Annotated in this window: 7 protein-coding genes and 1 tRNA gene; 2 read left to right on the forward strand and 6 right to left on the reverse strand. The window is 67.5% G+C overall.

Features of this window, described 5'->3' with window-relative positions:
- Positions 1-1,474, reverse strand: a 1,474-nt coding sequence (locus D3105_RS31080; RefSeq protein WP_133305728.1) for an MFS transporter, incomplete at its 3' end; no start/stop codon positions are given.
- A 214-nt stretch (positions 1,475-1,688) separates the two neighbouring features.
- Between D3105_RS31080 and D3105_RS31085 the strand changes: the two genes are divergently transcribed.
- Positions 1,689-1,763, forward strand: a tRNA-Cys gene (locus D3105_RS31085).
- 68 nt (positions 1,764-1,831) lie between these two features.
- Here the strand turns inward: D3105_RS31085 and D3105_RS31090 are convergent.
- The 4 genes from D3105_RS31090 to D3105_RS31105 all read right to left on the reverse strand — a co-directional run bounded on the left by D3105_RS31090 (position 1,832) and on the right by D3105_RS31105 (position 6,597).
- Complete coding sequence (locus D3105_RS31090; RefSeq protein WP_118906237.1) at positions 1,832-2,605, reverse strand: hypothetical protein; 774 nt, start codon at positions 2,603-2,605, stop codon at positions 1,832-1,834.
- 479 nt (positions 2,606-3,084) lie between these two features.
- Complete coding sequence (locus D3105_RS31095) at positions 3,085-3,771, reverse strand: hypothetical protein (RefSeq protein ID WP_123947596.1); 687 nt, start codon at positions 3,769-3,771, stop codon at positions 3,085-3,087.
- A 32-nt stretch (positions 3,772-3,803) separates the two neighbouring features.
- On the reverse strand, positions 3,804-6,155 hold the full coding sequence (locus D3105_RS31100; protein ID WP_118906239.1) for a DUF6571 family protein: 2,352 nt from the start codon (positions 6,153-6,155) through the stop codon (positions 3,804-3,806).
- Positions 6,156-6,174: 19 nt separating this feature from the next.
- Positions 6,175-6,597 carry a hypothetical protein gene (locus tag D3105_RS31105; RefSeq protein ID WP_118906240.1) on the reverse strand — a complete coding sequence of 141 codons (423 nt, stop codon included), beginning with the start codon at positions 6,595-6,597 and terminating at the stop codon, positions 6,175-6,177.
- 256 nt (positions 6,598-6,853) lie between these two features.
- On the opposite strand from D3105_RS31105, the gene D3105_RS35565 reads away from it, so the two are divergent.
- Complete coding sequence (locus D3105_RS35565; RefSeq protein WP_240647089.1) at positions 6,854-7,042, forward strand: hypothetical protein; 189 nt, start codon at positions 6,854-6,856, stop codon at positions 7,040-7,042.
- An 82-nt stretch (positions 7,043-7,124) separates the two neighbouring features.
- On the opposite strand, the gene D3105_RS31115 is transcribed toward D3105_RS35565, so the two are convergent.
- The coding region (locus D3105_RS31115; protein WP_165891116.1) for a molybdopterin cofactor-binding domain-containing protein at positions 7,125-8,090 on the reverse strand (966 nt) is incomplete at its 5' end.

Below are 8,090 nucleotides of genomic sequence, written 5' to 3' on the forward strand. Positions count from 1 at the left end.
CCCACACCCCCACCAGCGCCACCCCCGCCATCGGCAAGAACACAGCCGCGAACGCGCCCGGGTGGGAGCCGGAGGCCCCCGCCTGCACCGCCCCGTGCGCGGCCGCGCCCACCGTCCCGCCGCCCAGCGCCGCGAAGGCCGCGCCGCCGGAGGCCAGGAGCAGCACGTTGGAGAGCCCGTCGGAGATCTGGAGGGCGGCGGAGTTGGAGCCCGCCTCCTCGGGGGCCGACAGCTTCAGCAGCAGAACACTGGTGGAGGCGATCACCATGCCCATCCCGAAGCAGCCGAAGGCCCAGGCGACGGCGACGATCCAGACGGGGACCCCCTCGATCAGCACGGAGGGCGCGACGGCGATCGACGCGGCGACGAGCAGCATGCCGGTCACCATCAGCCGCTCGCGGTGCGCCTCCATACGCGGCCGGGACTGGACGAACGAACCGAGCGCCCAGGTCGCCCCGCCGACCGCCAGCGACAGCCCGGCCATCGTCGGGGACAGTCCGCGCTGGGTGACGAGCATCAGCGGTACGAAGGACTCTGCGGCGATGAACGACCCGGCGGCGATCCCGCGCAGCAGGACCACCGAGGGCAGCCCGCGCGCGGCCCGTACGGTCCCGGTGGGCAGCAGTCCGCGGACGGCGGGCACGAGCAGGGCGACGCCGACGGCGGCGGGCAGGAGGGCGAGCCAGTTCAGCTCCTGCCCCGCGTACTGGAGCAGCCCCGCCCCGGCGGAGATCCCGAGGGCGAGCCGGATGCGGCGGCGGTCGTACGGCTCGGTTGCGGCGGCCGGGTCGGCGGGCCCGGAGGCGGTGCGCCGGATCGCCGGGAGGGCCAGGGCGAGCGGGATCACGATGAGGACGGGGATGCCGACGAAGACCCAGCGCCACCCGAGTTGCTCGGTCACCGTCCCGGAGGCGAGCGGTCCGACGACGGAGGGAATCACCCAGCTCGCGGCGAAGGCGGCCAGGATCGCGGGCCGGATGTGCTCGGGGTAGGCCCGCCCGATGACGACGTACAGCGCGACGATCACCAGCCCGCCGCCGAGCCCCTGGACGGCCCGGCCCGCGATGAAGACCCACATGCTGGTGGCCGCCCCGGAGAGCAGCAGCCCGACGCCGAACGCGGTGATCCCGGTGGCGAGCGGCTGGAGCGGCCCGCGCCGGTCGGCCCACTGTCCGGAGAGGACCATGGCGAAGAGGCTGGTGGTGAAGTACGCGGAGAAGGCGAACGCGTAGAGCGGGATCCCGTTCAGCTCGCGGGCGGCGACCGGCATCGCCGTACCGACCGCCGTGGCCTCGAACGCGATGAGGAACACCACGGACACGATGCCGATGCTCAGCGCCCGGTAGGTGCGCCCGAGGACCCCTTCGACGGCCGCGGCGGGAAGATCGGACAGCGGGTCCGGGGAGGGGGCGTCGGTCGCGGGCGGCGCGAGGTGTGCGGCATCGGTGCCGTCACGGGGTTCGAGGGCGGTCATGAGGTCAGCGTAAGGGGCATGGGCCGGTTTGGACCCTGTCGATATGCGGTCCCGGGCTCGGCCCTTGGTCGTAGGACTCCGGTCTTCCCCGCCGCCCCCGGATATGAACGGCGTATGGCAGTCGCGTTGCACCCCGGCCGGATTCCTTGAGGCGGTGGACGGGGGCCCGTAGCGTCGTTCTCAGCAAGGAACAACGGAACACAGCACCACCCCCGACCGTGTGCCCGAGAGGCTCAGGGGCTCGACTGCAACTCGAGTTACACCGGTTCGAATCCGGTCACGGTCTCCAGAACGCGGAAGTGGCCGCCCTCACGGCAGGGGGCGGCCACTTCCGCATCCGCTCGGCCCGTCGGCCGGTCAGCCGGCCTTCAGCCCCTTCATGACATCCCGCATGTCACTGATCAGATGCCCCCGGTACGCGAGGATCTCGGGCTCCTCCGGCGCGTCCGGCATCTCCTCCTCGCTCCCGCCCTCGCTCTCGTTGTAGGACATCCAGGCGGAGAGAACGAGCGTCAGGACGGCACCGCCTTCCACCACGTTCAGGCGCAGGGTGTTGTCGCCCATGATCAGCAGATACGCCTGGTCCCCGAGGTCCGGCACCCGCTCCACCCGCTCCACGGACGTGCCGTCCATGTCCGTCACGGTGCTGCCCGCCTCGAATTCGGGCCGCGGGTCGGTCTCCTTGTGCAGCTCGGCCGTGAGGGAAGCCTGATAACCCGTGTACCAGCCCGCCCCGTCCTCGCCGCCCCGCTCCCCGAGGTCCGACTCCGGGAAGTCGACGGTGCATCGGATGCGGTGGAGGGCGGGATGCTCGATCCCGTCCAGCTCGGTGGTCGTCTCGGACTCCGGCTTGCCGAGCGCCCTGGCGAGCTCCTTGAGCTCCATCGACGCGCAGGAGCCGGACTCCACGCGGTAGCCACGCGCGTCCGGCTTTCCGTCGCCGCCGATCCCGTACCCGAAGACGGCCGCGGCCCACACGGCCGATGCGGTCAGCGCCCCGGCGGCACCCCAGAGCGCCCCGTGCCACCGCCGTCTGCCGGCCGCGGGCTCTTGCTCCGCATCGAACCCGCTCACCACGTCCGGGGACGAGCCCGGCCCGTCCTCCCCCACCAACTCCGGCTCGGAAATCACACCGGCACCTCCCCCTGGTCAACGGCCACGGTACCGGCCGGACTTCTCCCCGCGGCTCCGTACGTCAGGCGGGGTTTCGCACCGGCCGGGGCTTCCGCCCTCCGTCGTTCTCGCAGCGCAGCGCTGGCTATCGACTCCCAGCCGTCCGATCTGCCGCTCCAGTTCGACGTGATCCACAACCGACCGAGCGAATGCACTGAGCAGCTCCCACCGGAGCTCCGTTCCCAGAGTCACCCCCGTTTCACGAAGGAGGCCAAGCGGTGGCAGAAGTCCGACTTGCTGCACACCCCTTACACCGCTTGCCGTATGAGTGCATTCGAGGGTGACGGATCATCGGCACCGTCGATGTTGCATCGACGACGGAATCCACGTTGCCGGAGCCGAGCATGCTTACACTGCCGAAGGTTTGGCGAGTCGGCTCGGTCATCATCCGACCAGAACCGCGATGCCCATCGGTCGGCTCGCCTTACGCAACATCGTCATCGGGAGTCGGACTCTGCCCGGCGGCCGAGCGGTGGGAGCTCCTGCAAACCCTGGTCAAATTTTTCGGGGAGACCGGCACCATTTTCGCATTCTAGATTCTCGGACACCGCCAACACCGCAGAGTGCAGAACGGCAAGGTTGTCCATCAAGTTCCCCAGAGCATCACCGCGGTCGCGGGCATTGCTCAGTCCTCCATAGATCCGTGCTGGGCGGTTCTTCGAGCCATCGAGCTGCGGACTGACACATTCGAAATAGATGCTCGCCGAGCGAGTGTTGGCTATCGCCTCCTTTCCCAACAAAAAACGCCGTGCCCCTTCAGGGTTACCCGGGTAGTTGACGTCGTGCGGTGCATATATGTGAAAACGCAAGGTCGTCTCATCGGTGCCGCGGCTCCCCTTGGCGGCCATCTCGCACAGCTCTCCCCCTGGCGACCAGTCACGACCGGAGGCGTACTCCTTCTCGATCGTCTCGATCAGCCGCTCCATGCCCCCGCCCGGTCGCCGCTTGAAGGACGTCGCGCCCGTCACGGTCTCCACCGTCTCCTCCAGGTCACCCGTAAACACCCCCTCGCACACCTCCGCCGCATTGACGTACGACGATTGAGGCTCCGGGTCCGATGCGCACGCAGTAGCGCAGAAAGCCACGACGAGACCAGCGATCAGCGTCTTTCCGTTCCGGTTCACACTCATACCTTTCACTGCCACAGAAGGCAGCCTCAGCCCGTCTCCGGATCTACACCCTGCTGATTCTCTCGATCGTTCCCGACCCCGTAGCCCACCATCACCGCTTGCCTCAGATCCTCTCGAAAATCTGAATCAATCTCTGCCGCATGGAGTACAAGGAAATCCTCCATCGGAGCCTCGGCCATGGTTTCACCATAGCGATAGATCCTGTCCCATTCCTCTCTCGTGCTCTCCTCCGCCTTCTCCTTGCTCTTTTCGACCGATCCATCCGAGAAATCCCCGACGAACTGACCGATAGCCTGCTCAGCTGCACCGCTGGCCGTATCGGTGGCCAAAGGAATCAACACGGCGGCAGTGCCCACCGCAGCCGATACCGGCAGAAACGCGACACCGGCGGCGACTCCAGCCGTAGCACCGAACTCGACCCAGCCCGCACGCTTGGCCACAGCCTTCTCGTAATCCTCATGCGTCTTCATTTGATCCGCCTGGACTTGGTCAGCCCTGGACTGATCGAGTATTCCCTGCACCATGGCACCGGACCGAACGGTCGCACGTGCGCCCCCCGAGTCGATTCCGTCAGCACCGACGTGCGTCTCGAGAACGCTTCTGATGTAAGCTTGCTCCGCCGTAGCGACGGCGGCATAGGCGTCCGGATGCTGGCCGAGCGCGCTGAGAAAGCGGCGAGTGGCGTTCCGGTCCTCATCCCCGTTACCGCCGATGGGGATATGCCCCGGCTCCACCTTCCCCTCGTCATTCTTGGGCGGCGCAAAGGAGCTATCCGGGTTCCCCTTTTCCAGAGCCCAGTTGAGATCATCGATGTATCCCGCGCCCATGACACCCAAGCTGTCCGCCAAGCCCTCTTGACGCTTGAGCAGTCCCGCGTCTGCACCGTACTTCTCTACAACCTTCTGCATGACTGCCGCGTTGCCGTCGTCCCGCTTCACGCTCGCGTCCGGTTCGCCCGCCGGATATCCCAAAGTTGCCGCTTCCAGCGCACGTCCGAGCGCGTCCGGCATGTACTGGCGAGTTGCGTCCGTCGCGCCCGGATTATCAGCACCGGTGTCCGGGAACGACTTCCACTCCTCGTCCCCGAAAAAGTCAAGATACGATTTCTCCTCGCCGTCAGCCCCCTCACCAAGAGGGTCCACGTTCTTCATATCGACCGTGCCGTCATCGTTGTACGCAGTCGGACTGTCGGTAAAGAACTTCTTCGCGGCCTCCGGACTGTTCCCCAGGGCCTCAAGCATGGACGTGACTGGATCGAATCCAGACCCGCTCTTGCCCGAAGGATTGAACGGGTTCCCCGCGTAAGCATTCGTCTGGCTGGTACCCGCGAAAAAGTTGGGGTTCCTCTTGTGCAGCTGAACGACATGCTCCGCAATGGGATTGAGGAACTTCGCATCATAGTCCCCGTACCGCATGATGCCGCCCAGCAACTGGTAGCCGTACACCCCGCCGTAGTCGTTCCTTGCCAGCGGAATACGCTCGGTTCCGAGCTTGCGCAGATCCGGCCCCCACTCTGCCGAGAACGCCTTGTCATGTGAGGCGGCCGCGAGATTCAGACCAAGGTTACGCTGAAGCGCTTGAACGTCCGCCAGTCGCTCCTTGTCGACCTTTTCATACCCGTTCGTATCCGTCGAGAGCTGCCCGAAGAAGGTGAGCGCCTTCTCCGGGCCGAGCTTCTCGTAGAAGTTCTTCGCGAACTCCACCGACTTGCCGTTGTCGCGCAGCAGTTCGTTCAGCGCCTGCAGTTCCGCGTGCGTGAGGTCGCGGCCCTTGGCAGCCAGGGCGACGGCGCGGGCCGCCTCTTCCTGGTCGAACTTGGTGTACTTCGGGGCGGTGAAGTCCTTGCGGTCGGTGACGTTGGCCTCAAGGGAGTTCTTGAAGGTCACATCGGTGTCGTTGCAGGTTTCGACGATGGCGTCGATCTTCTTCTGCCACGACGCGATGTTCTCCCTCTCCTGCTGGAGGTACTTGCCGAAGTCGGGATCGTGACGCGCCGCGTTGTTCTCGGAGATCGGGGAACGTGCCGTGACCTTTCCTCTGCCGTCCACCGAGATCCCGGCGGCCGGCCCCTCGTGGTCCCGGATGTTGACGAGGTCGTCCTTGGCCTTCTTGAAGGCCGCGTAACCCTCCTCCAGCAGCGTCTTCACACCCTTGGCCTCGGCGGCGGCGTCCGCGAACTCCTTGACGGTCTTGCCGACGAACGCCTTGGTGACCCCCGCGTTGAGGCCTTCCCAGCTCGCCTTGTCCGCCTTCGCCTTCATTCCGTCCGATGCGTGATCGGCGAGCCTGTCCAGCTTCGTCGCCATTTCCGACCAGTCGTCGGCCGCCGCCTTCAGCTTCCCCAACGGGGCTTCGACGATGTCCTCGTAACTCAGCATGTGCGCGCTCCCCCGAGCCCTACTTCATGTATTCCGACAGCTTGGAGACCGACGTCAGATCTCCACCGATCTTCACGTCGTCCTTCGCATGCTGCGCCTTGGTGTAATCCAGGTGGTTCGAAATGTGCGCGCAGGAATCCAGCAGCGTCTTGAGGTGCTTCTGCCAGAAGTCGTGCACCTTCAGAACCGCCGCGCCACTCGCGAAGTTGCCGTTGGTGAGCGCGATCGCCGCAGCGAAGGTGGTCGGGCGGGCGTGGTCACCGTCCTTCGACAGTCTCGTCCTGAGCTCATAGGCGTCATTCCCGATCGCTCCGAGATCGTCCCGGTTCACCACCAGGTCCGGCGCACCGCCGCCGCCCTCGGCAGGAGCGCTGTTGATCTGCATGGCACTTCGCTGAGCCGCGGCCGAACGCAGTTCGGCCCATTCCTGCTCGAATGTCACCTGTTCCCCCGGGTTTTGCCACACAGTCAGCCTTCGTGGTCACCCTACGATCCCGGGTGCAACGCGGGCGAGTACGATCTGAGCCTTTGTCCGGGCACGAATTCGGCGAACATCATGGGGGAGCTCCTGTGTCCGTTGTCGTCTTCCTGTTCCTCATTGCCGCGGCGTTTCTCGTCGTCGCCCTCGTCGGGCCCTACCGGCTGTACTGGCGGTCCCGTCCCCGGGCGGCGGGGCACCCGTCGGACGCGGCGCTCGCGTGGGGCGGGTCGGGGGCCGGCACGACTACGAGGTCTCGGCGGGGGGCGTCGGCTTCGCCGTCTGCCTGCGCGTCACGGGGACGGAGCCCTCGGGCGGCGGGGTCTTCCTGCCCGGGGCCGATGGGGGCAGCGGCGACTCCATCGCCCGGTACGACCTCAGCGCCACCGTCGGCGACGGCCGCTGCTGAGCGCTGGACGCCGAGCGGGACCGTCGCCGGACTCGCCCGGGGCCTCTCAGCCCTTCAGTGCCGTCGCCCGGCCAAGAAGAACTCAGCCCTTGGGCGCCGTCGCCACCGCCGCCTGCGGCCTGATCGGGAGGCGGTTCACCGGGCGGCCCGTTGCCGAGCGGACCGCTGAGGCCACCGCGGCCGGGGCTGTGACGACCGGGACGGCCGATGCGGGCTTCGCGCCGAAGGGGGCCACCACGTCGCGTTCCTCGACCAGTTTGACGATGCGGATGTCGGGGGCGTCCAGGGCCGTCGGGAGCGCGTAGCCCGTCAGGTCCGGGTGGCGGATCAGGCCCTTCGCGGTGCGGAGGTTCTCCGTGAGGGCCGCGCCGATGCCCTGGGTGATGCCCGCCTCGATACGGATCGCCAGCTGGGCCGGGTTCAGGACGCGGCCGACGTCCTGGGCGACCGCCATCTCGACCACGCGGATCGAGCCGAGCTCGATGTCGACGTCGACCACCGCCCGTACCGCGCAGAACGCGAGGCCGACGAACGCGTCGCCCTGGCCCGCCTCGTCCAGCGGTTCCGTGGGGTGGGGGCGGCACTGGGCGGTGGCCCAGAGTTCCTTGCCGTCCATCGCCTCCGTGACGGTGGTGGAGAGCACCCCGTCGTACGAGGTGATCTTGCCGTCGGCGATCTGGAGCAGTTCCGTGGACATGCCGAACTTGTGGGCCAGCGGCTGGAGGAGCTGGGTGCGGACCATCTTCGCCGCCCGTTCCACCGCCCCGCCCGACACCCAGGTGTGGCGGCCGTGGGTGGCAGGGCCGGCAGGCGGCTGGTCGGTGTCGACCGCCGCCACGTGGACCTCTTCGACGCCCAGGGTCTCCTGGACGATCTGTCGGGCGAGGGTCGTGAAGCCCTGGCCCGTCTCCACCGCCGCGCAGATGACGGTGGCCACGCCGTCGTGGACCCGGACCGTGGCCGTCGAGACCTCGTCCGTGCCCTCGGCGCCCAGCATGTGCACCATGCCCAGGCCGTAGCCCACCCCCCGGCGCACCGCCCCCGGCTC

This window comes from Streptomyces globisporus (genome assembly GCF_003501885.1).
GTDB lineage: Bacteria > Actinomycetota > Actinomycetes > Streptomycetales > Streptomycetaceae > Streptomyces > Streptomyces globisporus_D.

Bases quoted from the DNA above. Each gene is read 5' to 3' on its own strand.
- D3105_RS31100 (WP_118906239.1), bottom strand. From the start codon at position 6,155: ATGCTGAGTTACGAGGACATCGTCGAAGCCCCGTTGGGGAAGCTGAAG.